The sequence below is a fragment of the Mesorhizobium sp. M1078 genome (genome assembly GCF_040318615.1).
Lineage (GTDB): Bacteria > Pseudomonadota > Alphaproteobacteria > Rhizobiales > Rhizobiaceae > Mesorhizobium.
Map to the genome: position 1 here is coordinate 1 of NZ_JAMYMP010000042.1, position 15,183 is coordinate 15,183.

Sequence of the window (15,183 nt, forward strand, 5' to 3'; positions counted from 1 at the left end):
GATGCCAGTCTCTCGTCAAACCATCGCCGGTCCTCCCGGCGAAGGAGAAAACTGTCACCCATGCTATCGGTCCATTCTGTTACCTATCTATCCGGTTCGGACAGCCGAGCCACCTCTCCCCCCTCCGGAGGGAGAGGAAAGGAGCCTGGCTGGGACAGCGCCAACGTCCGGAAAGATGGGGGGGAGCGCCCCGGCCGTAAGCACAGGTCCTGCACGAAAACTGCACATCCCTGCGGAAAACCTCCTCCGCTCCGCCCCGCCGTTTCCATGCGAGCCCGCGACAACAGCGGCATGCAACAGCGAAACGCTCACCTTTGGTCCTTGCCCTATCGCCTGCGCAGCGAAAGCTGGTGGTTGGTCGATCCGCCCCGGGCGGCGGCCCGCCCTTACCTGGAAGCGAGCCTGCTCCCTTTTATCCGCCCACCGGCCGAGCGGACCCAGCCCATCAGGAAAATCCGCGCATGACATCGTTTGCAAGCTTTTCCAGCCGCTTCGGCATCGCCGTCCTGCTCGTGGCGCTGGCGGATTTTTTCTTTTACGGCCAGCCCGCCGGGACCACGGTGCTGCTGTTTGCCATCCTGATCGCCGGCGCGGTGGTCGCTGTGCATCCTGCCGCGCTGAATTCCACCCGACCCTGGCTCAAGCCGGCCGCTTTGTTCGTCGCGCTGCTGCCGCTGGCCGAGAACGTCAGCCCGCTGTCGGTGGCGATAGCTGTCGTGGCGCTGGTGGTGTTTGCGCTGTCCCTGTCCGGGCGGCTACGGCACGGCATCGCCCGCATTGCCGGCCAGGTGGCGCTGTTCCTGCTGGCGGCGCCGCTGCGCCTTATCCGTGACTTTTTCCAATGGCGCCGCGCGGTGCGCCGGCTTGGCGGCCGCCGCATCCGCCTGGCGTCCATCATCGTCTGGGTCATGCCGGTGACGCTGGGCGCGGTGTTCCTGTTCTTGTTCGGCGCCGCCAATCCGGTCATCGAATACTGGCTGTCGCTGATCGACCTGATGAAGCTGCTCGATCTCATCCAACTGGCGCGGATCGTCTTCTGGCTGTTCGTGATCGCCGGCGTCTGGGCTTTCCTGCGGCCTCGCCTGCCGCGTTTCCCGCGCCGCCTTCCACCTTTGACGCCGCCTGCAGCCGTGGCCGCACCGGCCGCGACTAAACCAGCGACAACGATCGAGGCCGTCGTCTTCGGCAAGGCCGCGATCCTGCGCGCGCTGATCGTCTTCAACGCCTTGTTTGCGCTGCAGACCGGGCTCGACGCAGCCTATCTCTGGGGTGGGGTCGCCCTGCCGGACGGGTTGAGCTATGCCGCCTATGCGCATCGCGGCGCCTATCCACTGATCGCCACCGCGCTGCTGGCCGCCGGCTTCGTGCTGGCGGCGCTGCGGCCGGGCAGCGAAACCTCAGGCGATCCGCTGATCCGCCGGCTGGTCTATGCCTGGGTGGCGCAGAACATCGTGCTGGTCATCTCGTCGATTCTCAGGCTCGATCTCTATATCGGCGTCTATGCACTGACCTACTGGCGCATCGCCGCCTTCGTCTGGATGGGGTTGGTGGCGTCAGGGCTTGCACTGATCATTGCCCGCATCGCGGTTGGAAAATCCAACGAATGGCTGCTCTCCGCCAATCTTGCGACGTTATCGGCGACGCTTTATGCCTGCTGCTTCATCAACTTCGCCGCAGCGATCGCCAACTTCAATGTCGACCATTCCCTTGAAATGACCGGCGACGGCACGCCTATCGATACCGAATATCTGCGCTCGCTCGGCGCTGCCGCCATGCCGGCGCTGGACCGCCTCTACATGCACCAATTCGGAAACCAAACCACCTATCTGGCCGACCAAATGATGATCGACGACACTATCGCCGAGCAGAAGCAGTGGCGCGCCTGGAGCTTTCGCGGCTGGAGGCTCGTGCAGGTTCTCGACAAGAGAGGTCCGCTCTTGCTTCCTCCACCTACCCAGCCCTCGCAACCTTTAGTGCCGGACCGTTAGATCCATGCCGCATCAGATCCTGGTCGCCGACGACGATCCGCACATACGCGAGATCATCTGCTTTGCGCTGGAAAAGGCCGGGATGAAGACGCAGGCCGTGTCCGACGGCGCCGCGGCCCTGCAGGCGATCGAGCGCCGCGTGCCCGATCTCGTCGTGCTCGACATCGGCATGCCGGAGATGGACGGGCTGGAAGTCTGCCGGCGGCTGAGGCAGCGCTCCGACGTGCCGGTTCTGTTCCTGTCCGCGCGCGACGAGGAAATCGACCGCATCCTCGGGCTCGAAATGGGCGGCGACGACTACGTGACGAAACCGTTCAGCCCGCGCGAACTGGTGGCGCGCGTCAACGTCATCCTGCGCCGCGCCCGCCCGGTGGCGCCCGACCCCGCCGACGACAAGAACTTCGCGCATGGCAAGCTCAGCCTGGCGCCGGCCAGCCACGGCGCCAGTTTCGACGGCAAGGCGCTGGCGCTGACGGCGATCGAATTCTCGATCCTGAAAGGATTTCTGGCGCGGCCGGCGCATGTGCTGGGGCGCGACCTGGTGGTCGCTAGCGCCTATGCCGCCAACATCCATGTCGCCGACCGTACCGTCGATAGCCACATCCGCAACATCCGCGCCAAGCTGGCGGCGGCAGGCTGTCTCGACGCCATCGAAACCGTGCATGGCGTCGGTTTCCGGCTTGGCCGATGCGGCGCCTGAGCGACGCCAAATGGATCGGCACCAAATGGCGGCCAAGGCTGGCCACGGTGGTCCTCGCCATCCTCATCATGGTGCTGGCGCTGCCGCTGGTCGGCTTGTTCTTCTTCCGGCTTTATGAAAACCAGCTGATCCGCCAGACCGAGGGCGAGTTGATCGCGCAAGGCGCCGTCATCGCCGCCATCTATGCGCAGAATATCAGTGACGCCGCCATTGCCCCGGAGAAGCTTGGGGTGCCGATGCAGGCTGACAGCGGCGAAGCCAGCCGCGGCGACGACACGCCTTACCAGCCGATCGAGCCTACCCTCGATCTCGCCTCCGACTATTTGCTGCCGACCCGGCCCGCCGGCGTCGCTGCCGCCATCGATCCGGCCTTTGCAGCGATCGGCGCGCGGCTGTCGGGCATTCTCGACACCACGCAGAAAACCACCTTGGCCGGCTTCCGGCTGCTCGACCCACATGGCGTCGTCATTGCCGGGCGCGATGAGGTCGGACTGTCGCTCGCCCATGTCAAGGAGGTGCGCACCGCCCTTACCGGCCACTATGCCAGCGCGCTCAGGCAACGAATTCCCGACCAGCCGCCGCCGCCGCTCTATTCGGTCAGCCGGGGCACCAAGGTCCGCGTCTTCGTCGCCATGCCGATCGCGGTCGACGGCCATATCGCCGGCGTGATCTACCTGTCTCGAACGCCGAACAACATCGTCAAGCATCTCTATGGCGAACGCGGCAAGGTGACGCTGGCGGCCATCGCCATGCTGTTCGGCACGCTGCTGATCGCGCTGGTCTTCCTGCGCACCGTCAGCCGGCCGATCTACGCGCTGATGGAGCGCACGAGGCGCATCGCCGCCGGCGACCGCGACGCGATCCGGCCGCTCGACCATCACGGCACGCGCGAAATGGCCGAGCTGTCCGCCGCCTTCCTCGACATGGCGGAAAAGCTGCAGGCGCGCTCCGACTCGATCCAGACCTTTGCCACCCATGTCTCGCACGAGCTCAAATCGCCGCTGACGGCGATCCAGGGCGCGGCCGAACTCTTGCGCGATTCCGGCGAGGCGATGGACGCGGCAGAGCGCAAGCGGTTTTCCGGCAACATCGTCAACGATGCCGGAAGGCTCAATCTGCTGGTACGGCGCCTGCTCGATCTGGCGCGCGCGGAAAACCTGGCGCCGAGCGGCGAAAGCACATCGCTCGATGCGGCGCTGGCATTGCTGCCGGTGGACGGCAGGCTGGCTGTGACCATCGAGACGGGCGGCGAAACCGGTCTGCGCATCTCGGCCGAGAATGCGGCGATCGTGCTTGCCAACCTGATCGACAATTCCGCCAGGCACGGCGCGACCCAGGTTTTGCTGGCGGCTGCCAGCGCCGACGGCAAAGTGACGATTGCGATCAGCGATGATGGCGCCGGCATTTCGCCGAGCAACAGGGCGCGCATTTTCGAGCCGTTTTTCACCACGCGGCGCGAGTCCGGCGGCACCGGCATGGGCCTCGGCATCGTGCTGGCCCTCCTGAAAGCGCATGATGGCACGATCGCGCTGGTTGACTCCGGGCGCGGCACGCGCTTCGAGATTTCCTTGCCAGCCGCGTGAGGGCTGGTGGATCGGAGAACAAAGTGCGCTACGACATCGTCATCATCGGCGGAGCCATCGTCGGCTCCTCGGTCGCCTACTACCTTCGCGAGGAAGGCTTTTCCGGCTCCATCGCGCTGATCGAACGCGACCCGCAATTCGCCCATGCGGCAACGACGCTGTCCATGGCCTCGATCCGTCAGCAATTCTCGATTCCGGAAAATATCCGGCTGTCGCAGTTCACGCTCAACCTGTTCCGGCGGCTGAAGGAGACCTTCGGCACCGACGCCGATATCGGTTTTCGCGAAGGCGGCTATCTCATCCTGGCCGGCGACGCCGGGTTGCCGATCCTGAAAGCCAACCACGAGGCGCAGGTCGCCGAGGGCGCCGACATTCTGCTCGAGGACGCCGACCAGCTGGCAAAGCGCTTTTCATGGCTGTCGACCGAAGGCATCAGCGCCGGCGCCTTCGGCCGTACCGGCGAGGGCTGGTTCGACGCTCATGCCATGTTGACGCTGTTTCGCAAGGCATTGCGTGACAGACAAATAGATTTCATCGCCGCCGATGTCACCGGCATTGAGAGGCAGGGCAACCGCGCCACCGGAGTGGACCTCGACAATGGCGAAAGACTGCAAGCCGGCATCGTCGTCAACGCCGCCGGGCCGAATGCCGGCAAGGTGGCCGGCATGGCGGGACTCGTGCTGCCCGTCGAGCCGCGCAAGCGCAATGTTTTCGTCTTCGAGGCGCGGGAAAAATACGTCGACATGCCGCTGCTTGTCGACCCATCCGGCATCTATGTCCGGCCTGAAGGCTCGGTCTATCTCACCGGCGGCGCCGAACCGGAGGAGGGCGATGGCCCCGCCGACCCCAGGGATTTCGACGTCGACTGGCCGCTGTTCGAAGAGGTGATCTGGCCCGTGCTGGCAACCCGTATCCCTGCCTTCGAGGCGATCAAGCCGACACGCGCCTGGGCCGGCCACTACGACTACAACACGCTCGACCAGAATGCGGTGATCGGCCCGCATCCCGAGGTCGGCAATTTCATCTTCGCCAACGGATTTTCAGGCCACGGCCTGCAGCAGGCGCCGGCCGTCGGCAAGGCGCTGGCGGAGTTGTTGGTGCATGGCGGGTATCGGACGGTGGATTGCTCGGCGTTTGGGTACGCCAGAGTGGCTGAGGGAAGGGCGTTCCGGGAATTGAATGTGATTTGAGGCGGCAAAAGCTCACTGTCGAGTTCCCGCCCACCCCCCTCTGCCCTGCCGGGCATCTCCCCCGCAAGGGGGGAGATTGGCAGCTTCGGCGAAGGCGCCATTCTTGCAACGTCGGCGATTGGCGAAAGCGGTCGCGGCATCTGATCTCCCCCCTTGCGGGGAGATGGCCGGCAGGCCAGAGGGGGGTGCTGTCCCGCGAGAGTCTAAGCAACCATCGCACTGACAGCCATCGCGTTGCCCAGTGCATGCCCGGCAGCCGTATTGTCGAAAATGCCCCAGACCTCGGCACCGGAAGCGGCCGCTGCTTCCACTTGCCGCGCAAACCGGTCGAGCGTTTCGGCATCGTAACCCGAATGGTAGATGCGCGGCGCGCCGTGCCAGCGTAAATAGGCAAGGCCGGGCGAGCCACCCGGCCCTGCTGCCTCCGGAACCGAAGCCGGGTCGGCGGCGACCCGTGCGACCTGGTGACCGGCGAGCAGTGCGTCCGCCTCGGCACCGAACCAGCTGGGATGGCGCGGCTCGCATGCCAGCCTTGCCAGGCTACGCCTGCCCAACATGTCGAAGAAGCCGCCGGCGACCTCCGGCTCGAAGGGCAGGCTTGGCGGCAGCTGCACCAGAAGCACGCTCAGCTTTTCGCCGAGACCTTCGACCTGCCCGAGAAAGTCCTCTGTCAGCCCCTCGCAATCGGCGAGGCGATGCTCATGGGTCATGCTCTTCGGTGCCTTGACCGCGAAGCGGAAGTGCTCCGGCACGGCGTGCGCCGAGCGCTCATAGGTCTCGCGGCGGTGCGGTTTGTAGAAGGAGGTGTCGATTTCCACGACCGGAAAGCATTTTGCGTAACGTTCGAGATGCGACCCGGGCTGCGGAAAGTCAGCCTTGTATCGAGACGGAATTCCCCATCCGGCGGTGCCTATCAGAGATCGGCGATTTCCCATGCTGCGGATTTGGACCGGATGAAGCGCGGGTCAAGGGCGACAAGGAGGCGTTGCTCCGCGGGGTCCTGAACACCGTTCCGCATTGCCCGAGAACCTTGCCCGCCGCCCGGTCCCTATCGGCGATTGCTTCTGACGCGACGTCAGCCCTTGCGTGAGAACCAGAACGCGTCGGGCATGCGCTTCATGCCGATACGCTCATAGAAGCCGACGGCGTCAGGCATCGAGATCAGGCTGATGGCGACCGAAGGCCCAAGCTGCCGGCGGGCCTCGTCCATCAGGCCCTTGCCGATGCCGACGCCTTGCGCCGATTGCGACACGGCGAGCTCTGAGACGTAGCACACCCAGGAAAAATCGGTGATGGCCCTGATAACGCCGATCAGCGGCCTGCCTTCGATGTCGAGCCGCGCCGTGAGCACCAGGTTCGCGCCCGAAAGCATCGCCTGCAGCCGGGCGTCGTCATCGACGGGGCGTGTTTCGCCGAGCGTGGATTCGACCAGCACGCGGCGGAACTCGGCGACGTCGAGCTCAGGCTCCCTGGCATAGATAATCTTCGATTGTGCGGTCATGGGCGCAAGGTGCACCAACGGCAGCCGGTTTTAAAGACAGTGCCGCGCCGATCTTTCGATCGGGCCGCGCACCAACAGTTGCCTTTTATTTGCCGGCGGCTTTGTGTAAACCGGGCGCAGCAAACCCTGACGCAACGAATTATCGATCAAGAACGGGCAAAAGCCATGGAAAAATTCACCAAGCTCACCGGCGTCGCCGCACCGATGCCGATCGTCAATGTCGACACCGACATGATCATCCCCAAGGATTATCTCAAGACGATCAAGCGCACCGGGCTCGGCAGCGGCCTGTTCGCCGAAATGCGCTACAAGGACGATGGCTCGGAAAACCCCGACTTCGTGCTCAACAAGCCAGCCTACCGCAAGGCGCAGATCCTGGTCGCCGGCGACAATTTCGGCTGCGGTTCGAGCCGCGAACACGCGCCGTGGGCGCTGCTCGATTTCGGCATTCGCTGCGTCATCTCGACCTCGTTCGCCGACATTTTCTACAACAACTGCTTCAAGAACGGCATCCTGCCGATCACCGTCAGCGCCGAAGACTTGGAGAAGCTGATGGACGACGCCTCGCGCGGCTCCAATGCGACGGTTTCGGTCGACCTCGAGGCCAAGGAAATCCGCGGACCGGATGGCGGCGTGGTCACCTTCGACCTCGACGACTTCAAGCGCCACTGCCTGCTGAACGGTCTCGATGATATCGGCCTGACCATGGAGAAGGCCGGCGCCATCGCCTCGTTCGAGAAGAAGAACGCTGCCGAGCGTCCTTGGGCCTGAGTGGTACGAGATGGCCCGGCCGCCACAAAGCCGGGTTCGTGGCGGCTGAACGGAGGGGACAGTCATGACACGTTTTCTTCTTGCCGGCGCCTGCGCGCTGGCGTGGATGCTGATGCCGGTGGCCGGCGCGCAAGCACAGACCGACAAGATACTCGTGCCGGCAGAAGATCCGTCCGCCGCCGATCCGGGCGCGTCGAGCAATGCGGCCCTGGCGGACGATGACAGCCAGGGGCCGGTCCCGTTCGAGGGCGGGCAGCTGACCATTACCGAGCCGGAGCAGGATGGCGAAAAGGTGCTGGCCTATGACGGCAAGCAGCTGGCCAGCAATTACGACGTGTTCTTCGACAGAACAGTCAAGGTCGGCGGCGTCGACGTGGCGCTGGTCGATGTCGGCGACGGCGGCAACCAGTGCGGCCCGGCCAAGGTCATCGTCTGGAAGCCGGAAGGCGGCGAGATACAAAGCCTCAAGGTCGAACAGGACGAATGCGGCGCGCCGCCGGCGGCGGTGGCCGACAACGCCATCTATTTCGTGCCGTATCTGTTGCCGGGCGATACGAAGCAAGCGCTGCAATGGTCACCCAGCGACGGGCTGACGATCTCGGGCGACCTGACCTACGCGCCGGAGCCGGGTACGGACTGGAAGGACGTCGATCCGGCCAAATACCAGAACATCATCGACGCCTTCCACAATGAGGCCGTCTACAAGGCGGCGCAGACGCTGCTCGGCGACACTATGCCCGACATGGCGACCAGCCTGCTGGTCGGCGGCGGCACCGAAAAGACGGCGTCGGGCGCCTTCTACGCCACCGGCTGCGTGCCGCACTCATGCGGCAGCAATGACGGTTTCATGGCGGTCGACCCGGCCAAGCACACGCTCTACTTCGCCCGGCGCGGCGACAATGGCGAGCCGCAGGCGTGGCCTGACGTGAAGACCTGGCCTGCGGATGTGAAGGAAGCAATGGACAAGGCGCAGGAGTCGGGGAACTAGGGTTCGCGGCAGCGCGGCGAACACTCGGTGTTCATGCTTGTTCCGTCGCGATCCGTCACACCCCCCCTCTGCCCTGCCGGGCATCTCCCGCTCAAGGGGGGAGATCAGACGTCACTCTGGCTTTCGCCAATCGCAAATGTGGAAAGCGAGAAAGGCGTCCGAACTGCTAATCTCCCCCCTTGAGGGGGAGATGGCCGGCAGGCCAGAGGGGGTGCTGTCCCGCCGACGACCAAGATTTGCACCTGACTTGGCCCATGGTCTGGCCGGCTCTTTTCCTGCAAAGTGTCCGAAACGACAGCGAGGCTCCATGCGCACACTCATCTCCACCGGTTCGCCCTTCGAAAAGACCGCCGGCTATTCGCGCGCGGTGGTGCAGGGCGACTGGTGCTTCGTGTCGGGAACGACCGGCTACGACTATGCGACGATGACCATGCCGGAAACGGTGGAGGCGCAGACGCGCAATTGCCTGGCGACCATCGCGGAGGCGCTGAGGGATGGCGGCTTCGACATGGCCGATGTGGTGCGGGCGCATTACTACATCACAGACCGGGCCATCGTGGACGTCGTCTTCCCCATCCTCGGCGAGGCTTTCGGCGAGATCAGGCCGGCGGCGACGATGATCGTGTGCCAGCTCAACAAGCCGGAAATGAAGATCGAGATCGAAGTCACGGCGCTGCGGCGTACGGCTTGAGGAGGCAAAGCCATGACGGTCCGGCGCATCGTGGCCAATATCGGGACACCAGACGCGGCAGCGGCGAAACGCTTCTTTCAGGACGTGCTTGGCCTCGATGTGCTGATGGATCAGGGCTGGATCGTCACCTTAGGCTCCGACGCACGGATGCAGGTGCAGATCAGCTTCATGGCCCAGGGCGGCTCCGGCACGCCGGTGCCGGACCTCTCCATCGAGGTCGACGATGTCGATGCGGCGCTGCAACGCATGAAGGCCGCCGGCTTTGCCGCCGAGTATGGTCCGGCCGACGAACCCTGGGGCGTACGGCGGTTTTATGTGCGCGATCCGTTCGGCCGGTTGGTGAATATTTTGTCGCACAAGTGATTTGTTCCTCTCCCCCGCCTCTGGCCACGGCGAGGAACCCAGGTCTTGAGACGCGGGCGCCGTCGTAGCGTTCTTCATCCCCTTGCGCCGCAAGCTCTTGGCGTTTAGCAAGGCCGCGGTTTCTCCAAACAGCATCGGACGGTTCTCCATGGCTTCGAAAAATCTTCTCCTGCTCGCCGGCGACGGCATCGGCCCCGAGGCGATGGCCGAGGTGAAGAAGCTGATCGCGGCCATGAACGCAAAGCTCGGCAGCGGTTTTGCCACTGATGAAGGCTTGGTCGGCGGCTGCGCCTACGACGCGCATGGCGCGGCGATTTCGGATGCCGACATGGCAAAGGCGATGGCTGCGGACGCCGTGCTGTTCGGCGCCGTCGGCGGGCCGAAATGGGACAAGGTGCCTTACGAGGTGCGTCCCGAGGCCGGGTTGCTACGGCTGCGCAAGGATATGGAGCTGTTCGCCAATCTCCGGCCTGCCATCTGCTATCCGGCGCTGGCCGCGTCGTCCTCGCTGAAGCAGGAAGTCGTCGAGGGCCTCGACATATTGATCGTGCGCGAGCTTACCGGCGGCGTCTATTTCGGCGAGCCGAAGCAGATCATCGATCTCGGCAACGGCCAGAAGCGCGGCATCGACACGCAGGTCTACGACACGTTCGAGATCGAGCGGATTTCGGGCGTCGCCTTCGAGCTGGCGCGCACGCGCAAGAACCACGTGACATCGATGGAAAAGCGCAACGTCATGAAATCCGGCGTGCTGTGGAACGAGGTCGTCACCCAGACCCAGAAGACTCGCTATGCCGACGTCAAGCTCGACCACATGCTGGCCGATGCCGGCGGCATGCAGTTGGTGCGCTGGCCAAAGCAGTTCGACGTCATCGTCACCGACAATCTGTTTGGCGACATGCTGTCCGACATCGCCGCCATGCTGACCGGATCGATCGGCATGCTGCCGTCGGCCTCGCTCGGCGCGCCCGATGTGAAGACCAGGAAGCGCAAGGCGCTGTACGAGCCGGTGCATGGCTCGGCGCCCGACATTGCCGGACAGGGCATCGCCAACCCGATCGCCATGATCGCGTCGTTTGCCATGTGCATGCGATATTCCTTCGGCATGGTCGATGAGGCCGACAAGCTCGAAGGCGCAATAGCCGCCGTGCTCGACGACGGGCTCCGGACGAAGGATATTTTGTCCGAGGGCATGACCGAAGTCGGCACTGTCGCAATGGGCGATGCCATCATCGCCAAGTTCCTGGCTTAGCGGCCGACTCAGCGGATCTCGCCGGCCAGCCGTTTCAGCAGGCCGACGAGTTGCGCCTCATCCACGGTTGAGAAAAAAGCAGCGTCGGCGGCTTCGACGGCGACGATAGCGCGCTGGACTGCGGCCGTCCCCGTCGTGGAGACGCGGATCACCTTGGCGCGGGAATCCCGCGGGTCGGTGTCCCGCACAATCAGTCCCTTTGCCTCAAGCCGGGCGACGACGTCCGACGTCATCTTCACCTCGGTGCCGGCCTGGGCGGCGAGTTGGACCTGGTTGGGCGGCTCGCCATAGCGGCCGAGCCACATCGCCGAAGCCAGCAGCACGAACTGGACATGGGTAAGGTCAAGCGGGGCCAGCGCCGCCGTCATGACGCGCTGCCAGCGCATGGTGGTTCGCCAGAGCAGCAAGCCGGGGCTCTCGGATGGTCCGCTGAAGCGCGTGTTCAGATCCCCTTGATCAGCCACCGTTCGCCAACACCATTGCCTGCTCGAACAGTTTGGCCATCGAAGTGTCGAAATCGCCGCTGATCTGCGGCCCGAGCTCTGGTCCGACCTCGGCGGCCGATGGGCCGGAAATATCGAGGCGATGCGTCACTTGAGTGCCGCCCTCGACCGGCGTCAGCGTATGCCTGAACAACAGTTTCGTGTCGCCGAACGAGGTCTCGTCGGCATAGGTTACAGCGTCGACGAGGTCGACGATCGTCGATTCGAAGGTGTCCTGCCCGACGGGCGTTACAGAGACGCGGGTGCCCTTGGCGAACGGGCCGTGCAGTACGAAGGTATCGGACCCTTCGTAGGTGAGGCGGCCTTCGTGCAGCGCCTTGAGCGCGTTCCAGATGGCCTGCGCCGAAAGGGGGGAAATTGCGGCGTACTCGTTGGTCCACATTTGTCTTGGCTCCATCATCCGTTTTCGATCGTCGATTTGATGATTGCACAGATTATCTGTGCACAGACTAAATGGCAAGAGAAATATTTCGTTCGTTCGGTCAAAACAGCAGCTGCCTTCCCGGCTGCGACCTAAGCCATTGTTATAGCACGGCTGTCCGCAAACAGCCGGCCGCTCATTTCTTGGTGCGGGTCTAGGCTCCGCCTCCTCCAGGCACCGGCCCCCACTGGTTTTCGTGGGCCTGGGTCGGGATCAATCCGAGTATCAGCGCGAGGATCAGCGTAGCCGGAGCGAACATGAAGGTGATTGCGAAGTAAGGTATTGCCAGCCAGCCGGTCAGGCCGATGTCGTGCAAGCGGCGCACGACGAGCCCGACCCAGGGCAGGAAGGTCGCTAGCCAAAACAGCCCCCAGACGCCGATCATCACAATCGGCCAGTTGCCGGCATCGAAATTGCCGACGGCCTGGTCGGCGAGGGCGCCGGCAATTCCGACCAGGATGAAGCTGACGGTCCAGAACAGGCAGTAGCCCCAGAATTCCTTGCGGCGGGCGCGTTCGGCGAAGTTGATGTAGTTGCGCGTCACGCCTCGCCAGAAATAACCCGGCATTCCGCTATCGCGAACCGCGCCGTCTTCCGCCAGGCGGCCGAAATGCTGTGGCGCGGCTGAAGCGGCAGCCGCCTTGGGCGGCGCGGCGCTTGCCGCTGGCGCAGCGGTGGCGGGACTGGCGGGCTGGGCGCGGATTGAAAAAACGTCGCGCGCCTGACCGCTTGCCGGCAGAAACTCGACCACAGCGCCGTTCGCGATCACGGTATCACGGCGCAGATCCTCGCGCGCGAAGGTGTAGCGGTTGCCGTCCGCCCCGGTGATGAAGCCGAAACCCTGGGCCTCGTCATAGTGAAGAACTTCGCCGCGCATTTAGCCTCGCCCCCGTGTAGGCACAGACTGTTCAAAGTTGCGGCGGACTGCAAGGGGGTGGACGAAATGGAGGGCGAACGGTTCAGGCATGAGTTGCTTTATTTTCCGGTGCGTTGGCGCTGCCCCTCACCTGCCTGCCGGCATCCTCTCCCCGTATAGTGGCGGGGAGAGGGGTCGCTGTTATTGACGATTCCGCCAATCGCCAACGTTGCAAGAAGAGCGCCAAGGCTGCGGTCAGCCCTTTCTCCCCGTCACTATACGGGGAGTTGAGGAATGGTCCGCGAAGCGGACGAAAAGCCAACTGCTTGGCTTTTCGAATAACGAACGTCCGGCAGGGCAATGAGGGGCAGCGCCTGCATCTGTAATTGGCCGATAAGAGCCTCAAACCGGCCGCTTCTTCGGTTTCTTGTTCTTCGGCGGTCCAGCCTTGTCGAATTTCGGTTTCCCGGCCCAAGGCTTTGCATCGCCGGGGGGCCGTTCCCGCTTCTCGAATTTCGGCTTGTGTGCGCTTTGCGGCGCCTCGAACGGTCGCTTGCCGCGATGCGGCTTCTTGTCCGGCTTCGGCGCCTGGTAGCCGGCCCGCGACAGGTCGGGCGTGCCGTCCAGGCGCTTCACCACGATGTTGCCCTGCAGCTTCTTGTCGGGGCCGATGGCGGCGAGGAAGCGATCGGCCCAGTCGGCCGCGATCTGCACGTAGGTCTCATCCTGTTGCATCTTGATGGAGCCGATCTCGCGCTTGGAGATGTTGCCGGTGCGGCACAGCATCGGGATCAGCCAGCGCGGCTCGGCATTCTGCTTGCGCCCGATCGACAGCGAGAACCAGACACTGTCGCCGAAATCGTCGCGCCGGCCTGGCGCTTCATCGCGGCGCTCGAATTTTTCGCCCGCCGGTTTGTCACGCGAAGGCGTGAACGGTGCGACATCCGTAAGCTCCTCGGGCGCCGAGCGGCTGGCGCGGCATTGGCGCACGAAGGCGGCCGCAATCTGTTCGGCGCCATGCCTGGCCAGAAGCGCGTCGATGAAGCCGCGCTCGTCCTCGGCCACCGGCTCGTCGAAGGCTGGATCGGCAAGGATGCGCTCGTCGTCGCGCTTGATCACGTCGTCGGCCGAGGGCGGGCTCGCCCATGTCGCCTTCAGCCCTGCATTCTGCAGCAGGCGCTCGGTGCGCTTGCGGGCGCCGTTGGGCACGATCAGCGCGCTGACACCCTTGCGGCCGGCGCGGCCGGTACGGCCGCTGCGATGCAGCAGCGTTTCGGGATTGGTCGGCAGATCGGCATGGATGACCAGTTCGAGATTGGGCAGGTCGATGCCGCGCGCGGCGACATCCGTGGCGATGCAGACTTTGGCGCGTCCGTCGCGCATCGCCTGCAGCGCGTGGGTGCGTTCGTTCTGGCTGAGCTCGCCCGACAGTGCGACGACGGAAAAATTGCGGTTGTTGAAGCGTGCCGTCAGATGATTGACGGCGGCGCGGGTGTTGCAGAACACCAGCGCGTTCTTCGCCTCGTAAAAGCGCAGCACGTTGATGATGGCGTTCTCGCGGTCGGGATAGGCGACATTCAGCGCCCGGTACTCGATATCGAGATGCTGCTTTTCCTCGCCGCCGGCCGAGATGCGTACGGCGTCGCGCTGATAGCCTTGCGCCAGCGTGGCGATCGAGCGCGGCACGGTGGCCGAAAACATCAGCGTGCGGCGCTGAGCCGGTGCGGCATCGAGGATGAATTCGAGGTCCTCGCGAAAGCCGAGGTCGAGCATCTCGTCGGCCTCGTCCAGCACCACGGCTTTCAGCGCCGACATGTCGAGAGAGTTGCGGGTGATGTGGTCGCGCAGGCGGCCGGGCGTGCCGACGACGATGTGGGCGCCGCGCTCCAGCACGCGCCGTTCGGAACGCATGTCCATGCCGCCGACGCAGGACGCGACGGTGGCGCCGGTCGGCGCGTAGAGCCATTGCAATTCGCGCATCACCTGCAGAGCGAGCTCGCGCGTCGGCGCCACGGCCAGCGCCAGCGGTGCGCCAGCCTGGTCAAAACGCTCGGCGCTTCCAAGAAGGGTCGGCGCCAAAGCCAGGCCGAAGGCGACAGTCTTGCCGGAGCCGGTCTGCGCCGACACCAGAGCGTCGGCCTCGCCGAGTTCCAGCACCGCCTTCTGCACCGGCGTCAGCTCGGTATAGCCGCGTTTTTCCAGCGCCTCTGCCAGCGCAGGAACGATACGTTCGAAATTGGACATCTCACTCTTTCGGAATTCGGGGCATGGGCTCATCATGCAGCACATGCCGGGGCTGGCGCCACGCCAGCCAAACACTATTTGGGCGTTCGTACTTCTTGCGGCCGCTATTGTACAGGGCAAGCGAGTGCCTTG

The 15,183-nt window shown here is 64.4% G+C and carries 15 protein-coding genes; 9 read left to right on the forward strand and 6 right to left on the reverse strand.

Annotation, left to right across the window (positions count from 1 at the left end; genetic code table 11):
• The first annotated feature begins 461 nt into the window (after positions 1-461).
• The 4 genes from NKH38_RS29590 to NKH38_RS29605 are packed head-to-tail and all read left to right on the forward strand — an operon-like array spanning position 462 to position 5,461.
• The gene (locus tag NKH38_RS29590) at positions 462-1,988 is read left to right on the forward strand and encodes a DUF4153 domain-containing protein (protein ID WP_352764974.1); all 1,527 of its coding nucleotides are present in this window, start codon (positions 462-464) and stop codon (positions 1,986-1,988) included.
• A 4-nt stretch (positions 1,989-1,992) separates the two neighbouring features.
• The gene (locus NKH38_RS29595) at positions 1,993-2,688 is read left to right on the forward strand and encodes a response regulator (protein WP_352596791.1); all 696 of its coding nucleotides are present in this window, start codon (positions 1,993-1,995) and stop codon (positions 2,686-2,688) included.
• Positions 2,676-4,271 carry a sensor histidine kinase gene (locus NKH38_RS29600; RefSeq protein WP_352764978.1) on the forward strand — a complete coding sequence of 532 codons (1,596 nt, stop codon included), beginning with the start codon at positions 2,676-2,678 and terminating at the stop codon, positions 4,269-4,271. Before NKH38_RS29595 ends, NKH38_RS29600 begins: the two co-directional genes overlap by 13 nt.
• 23 nt (positions 4,272-4,294) lie before the next feature.
• The gene (locus tag NKH38_RS29605; RefSeq protein ID WP_023730278.1) at positions 4,295-5,461 is read left to right on the forward strand and encodes an NAD(P)/FAD-dependent oxidoreductase; all 1,167 of its coding nucleotides are present in this window, start codon (positions 4,295-4,297) and stop codon (positions 5,459-5,461) included.
• 203 nt (positions 5,462-5,664) lie between these two features.
• Here the strand turns inward: NKH38_RS29605 and NKH38_RS29610 are convergent, their stop codons facing one another.
• Positions 5,665-6,396, reverse strand: a complete 732-nt coding sequence (locus tag NKH38_RS29610; RefSeq protein ID WP_352764981.1) for a DUF72 domain-containing protein — start codon at positions 6,394-6,396, stop codon at positions 5,665-5,667.
• A 140-nt stretch (positions 6,397-6,536) separates the two neighbouring features.
• Positions 6,537-6,962, reverse strand: coding sequence for a GNAT family N-acetyltransferase (locus tag NKH38_RS29615; protein WP_023730276.1), 426 nt, complete (start codon positions 6,960-6,962; stop codon positions 6,537-6,539).
• Positions 6,963-7,127: 165 nt separating this feature from the next.
• On the opposite strand from NKH38_RS29615, the gene leuD reads away from it, so the two are divergent.
• The 5 genes from leuD to leuB all read left to right on the forward strand — a co-directional run bounded on the left by leuD (position 7,128) and on the right by leuB (position 11,027).
• Positions 7,128-7,733, forward strand: a complete 606-nt coding sequence (gene leuD / locus NKH38_RS29620) for a 3-isopropylmalate dehydratase small subunit (RefSeq protein WP_023730275.1) — start codon at positions 7,128-7,130, stop codon at positions 7,731-7,733.
• A gap of 64 nt (positions 7,734-7,797) precedes the next feature.
• Positions 7,798-8,721 (forward strand): Ivy family c-type lysozyme inhibitor, encoded by a 924-nt coding sequence (locus NKH38_RS29625; protein ID WP_352764984.1) that lies wholly within the window; start codon positions 7,798-7,800, stop codon positions 8,719-8,721.
• Positions 8,722-9,028: 307 nt separating this feature from the next.
• Positions 9,029-9,412, forward strand: coding sequence for a RidA family protein (locus NKH38_RS29630; RefSeq protein WP_023683820.1), 384 nt, complete (start codon positions 9,029-9,031; stop codon positions 9,410-9,412).
• 12 nt (positions 9,413-9,424) lie between these two features.
• A complete protein-coding gene (locus NKH38_RS29635; RefSeq protein WP_352764986.1) occupies positions 9,425-9,775 on the forward strand; it encodes a VOC family protein in 351 nt (116 codons plus the stop codon).
• A gap of 148 nt (positions 9,776-9,923) precedes the next feature.
• Positions 9,924-11,027, forward strand: a complete 1,104-nt coding sequence (leuB, locus tag NKH38_RS29640) for a 3-isopropylmalate dehydrogenase (protein WP_023683822.1) — start codon at positions 9,924-9,926, stop codon at positions 11,025-11,027.
• An 8-nt stretch (positions 11,028-11,035) separates the two neighbouring features.
• On the opposite strand, the gene NKH38_RS29645 is transcribed toward leuB, so the two are convergent.
• The 4 genes from NKH38_RS29645 to NKH38_RS29660 form a co-directional block, all read right to left on the reverse strand.
• On the reverse strand, positions 11,036-11,413 hold the full coding sequence (locus NKH38_RS29645; protein ID WP_023683823.1) for a MarR family winged helix-turn-helix transcriptional regulator: 378 nt from the start codon (positions 11,411-11,413) through the stop codon (positions 11,036-11,038).
• 70 nt (positions 11,414-11,483) lie between these two features.
• The gene (locus tag NKH38_RS29650) at positions 11,484-11,912 is read right to left on the reverse strand and encodes an SRPBCC family protein (RefSeq protein WP_352764989.1); all 429 of its coding nucleotides are present in this window, start codon (positions 11,910-11,912) and stop codon (positions 11,484-11,486) included.
• Positions 11,913-12,105: 193 nt separating this feature from the next.
• Positions 12,106-12,828, reverse strand: coding sequence for a DUF805 domain-containing protein (locus NKH38_RS29655; RefSeq protein ID WP_352764990.1), 723 nt, complete (start codon positions 12,826-12,828; stop codon positions 12,106-12,108).
• Between the two features lie 381 nt (positions 12,829-13,209).
• Entirely contained in the window at positions 13,210-15,051 is a 1,842-nt protein-coding gene (locus tag NKH38_RS29660) for a DEAD/DEAH box helicase (RefSeq protein WP_352764992.1), read from the reverse strand.
• Between the last annotated feature and the right edge of the window lie 132 nt (positions 15,052-15,183).

Coding starts and splice junctions, on each gene's coding strand:
- NKH38_RS29590 (WP_352764974.1), top strand. CDS start 462: ATGACATCGTTTGCAAGCTTTTCCAGCCGCTTCGGCATCGCCGTCCTG.
- NKH38_RS29595 (WP_352596791.1), top strand. CDS start 1,993: ATGCCGCATCAGATCCTGGTCGCCGACGACGATCCGCACATACGCGAG.
- NKH38_RS29600 (WP_352764978.1), top strand. CDS start 2,676: ATGCGGCGCCTGAGCGACGCCAAATGGATCGGCACCAAATGGCGGCCA.
- NKH38_RS29610 (WP_352764981.1), bottom strand. CDS start 6,396: ATGGGAAATCGCCGATCTCTGATAGGCACCGCCGGATGGGGAATTCCG.
- NKH38_RS29615 (WP_023730276.1), bottom strand. CDS start 6,962: ATGACCGCACAATCGAAGATTATCTATGCCAGGGAGCCTGAGCTCGAC.
- leuD (WP_023730275.1), top strand. CDS start 7,128: ATGGAAAAATTCACCAAGCTCACCGGCGTCGCCGCACCGATGCCGATC.
- NKH38_RS29625 (WP_352764984.1), top strand. CDS start 7,798: ATGACACGTTTTCTTCTTGCCGGCGCCTGCGCGCTGGCGTGGATGCTG.
- NKH38_RS29630 (WP_023683820.1), top strand. CDS start 9,029: ATGCGCACACTCATCTCCACCGGTTCGCCCTTCGAAAAGACCGCCGGC.
- NKH38_RS29635 (WP_352764986.1), top strand. CDS start 9,425: ATGACGGTCCGGCGCATCGTGGCCAATATCGGGACACCAGACGCGGCA.
- leuB (WP_023683822.1), top strand. CDS start 9,924: ATGGCTTCGAAAAATCTTCTCCTGCTCGCCGGCGACGGCATCGGCCCC.
- NKH38_RS29645 (WP_023683823.1), bottom strand. CDS start 11,413: ATGCGCTGGCAGCGCGTCATGACGGCGGCGCTGGCCCCGCTTGACCTT.
- NKH38_RS29650 (WP_352764989.1), bottom strand. CDS start 11,912: ATGTGGACCAACGAGTACGCCGCAATTTCCCCCCTTTCGGCGCAGGCC.
- NKH38_RS29655 (WP_352764990.1), bottom strand. CDS start 12,828: ATGCGCGGCGAAGTTCTTCACTATGACGAGGCCCAGGGTTTCGGCTTC.
- NKH38_RS29660 (WP_352764992.1), bottom strand. CDS start 15,051: ATGTCCAATTTCGAACGTATCGTTCCTGCGCTGGCAGAGGCGCTGGAA.